Source organism: Hominiventricola filiformis, assembly GCF_020686965.1.
GTDB classification, from domain to species: Bacteria; Bacillota; Clostridia; order Lachnospirales; family Lachnospiraceae; genus Hominiventricola; species Hominiventricola filiformis.
In genome coordinates, this window is the sequence record NZ_JAJEPS010000049.1 from 1 (window position 1) to 1,773 (window position 1,773).

General features: G+C 44.3%; 1 protein-coding gene and 2 pseudogenes. All 3 read left to right on the forward strand.

All coding sequences use genetic code 11. From position 1 onward, the window contains the following. Positions 1-72: 72 nt before the first annotated feature. Positions 73-351, forward strand: a pseudogene (locus LKD36_RS17400) (VirB6/TrbL-like conjugal transfer protein, CD1112 family); the annotation flags it as partial. 9 nt (positions 352-360) lie between these two features. Then, a complete protein-coding gene (locus tag LKD36_RS17405) occupies positions 361-786 on the forward strand; it encodes a PrgI family protein (RefSeq protein ID WP_308460386.1) in 426 nt (141 codons plus the stop codon). Then, a pseudogene (locus LKD36_RS17410) lies at positions 767-1,708 on the forward strand (VirB4-like conjugal transfer ATPase, CD1110 family); the annotation flags it as partial. The gene LKD36_RS17405 and the pseudogene LKD36_RS17410, both read left to right, overlap by 20 nt. Between the last annotated feature and the right edge of the window lie 65 nt (positions 1,709-1,773).

Genomic DNA, 1,773 nt, shown 5'->3' on the forward strand with positions numbered 1-1,773 from the left:
GTGTAAGTCCGGTTCGGAGGGGAGTTCTCGGAAACCTGCCATAGTGATATGGTAAGGCGCCGGGTTCTTACCCTACTAATGGTAAGCCTGGCACCGATTCCATTTGCAACTTTTGGGAACAGAGAACAGAGCATGATGGGACAGAATTATTTGAGAGGCCTCTTTGCTCTTGGTTTTCAGGGATTTCTCATCATGGTGTGCGTTGGAATCTATGCAGTCTTGATTCAGTCTGTGGCATTCACTACAGATATCATAGGCTCCCTGTGGAGAGTCATGGGATTTACGATTCTTTTGGCGTTCACACTGTTTAAGACGGGAGCAGTAGCACACAGCGTATTCCATGCGCATTAAGGAGAGATTATGGCAGCATCGTATATCAGTGTCCCAAGGGACCTGACAAAAGTAAAAAGCAAGGTGATGTTCAATCTGACCAAAAGACAGCTGATCTGTTTTGGAATGGCGGCACTGATCGGAGTACCGTCATTCTTTTTATTAAAAACGGTGGTGACAGTAAATACAGCAGTTATGGGGATGATGGTGATCATGATGCCGTTTTTCTTTATGGCTATGTATGAGAGAAACGGGCAGACGTTAGAGGTCATTTTGAACCACATGATACAGGCATTATTTATAAGGCCAAAGATTCGTCCGTATAGAACGGATAATTACTATGCCGCGCTTATGCGGCAGGCAGAAGCAGAAAGAGAGGTAGAAAAGATTGTTAGACTTTCTCAAAAAGAAAAATCAGGACAGCAGAAAGTTCACAATGCCGGAAGGATTAAATAAAGAAGAACAGAGAGCCGTAAGAAAAGTAATCAGGGATGCCCAGAGAAATGATGGGATTCCAAAGACTGCTCAGCAGAGCATTCCATTTGACAGAATGTTCCCGGATGGAATTTGCAGGATCGGCCTTGATTACTATACAAAGACGATCCAGTACGAGGATATCAATTATCAGCTGGCACAGCAGGAAGATAAGACCGAGATTTTTGAAGAGTGGTGCTCTTTCCTGAATTTCTTTGACAGTTCAGTCCGGTTTCAGTTGTCATTCAGCAACATGGCGACCGATGTAACGGATTTTGAAAAAAGCATTGCGATTTCCCATAAGAATGATGGATTTGATGATGTCAGGGATGAATATTCAGAAGTGCTTCTCCATCAGATGGAGGCAGGAAACAACGGTCTTACGAAGACAAAATACCTGACATTCGGAATCCATGCAGAGTCGATGAAAAATGCGAAGCCGAGACTGATTCATATTGAAACGGATATCCTCAACAATTTCAAAAGGCTGGGAGTCCAGGCACGGACGTTAAATGGTTCGGAACGGCTGGAAGTGATGCACAGGCAGTTTCATATGGGAGACGATGCGAAATTCAATTTTGACTGGAAATATCTGACCTCTTCCGGGCTTTCCGTAAAAGATTTTATTGCACCAAGCAGTTTCGCATTTCCGACCGGAAGATATTTTCAGATCGGAGAAATGTATGGCTGCATGAGCTTCTTATCCATTGATGCATCGGATATCAGTGACAGGCTTCTGGCGGATTTCCTTTCTATGGAGTCCAGCCAGGTCGTGACCATGCATATTCAGTCTGTGGATCAGAATGAGGCCATCAAGACCATCAAACATACGATCACAGAGCTTGACCGGTCCAAGATCGAGGAACAGAAAAAGGCGGTAAGAGCCGGATATGATATGGATATCAGTGCGACTCGTTCCTGAACAAAGCCTTCGTGGTTGAAGGACAAAATCAGGCACTAACAAAAGAA

Bases quoted from the DNA above. Each gene is read 5' to 3' on its own strand.
- LKD36_RS17405 (WP_308460386.1), top strand. From the start codon at position 361: ATGGCAGCATCGTATATCAGTGTCCCAAGGGACCTGACAAAAGTAAAA.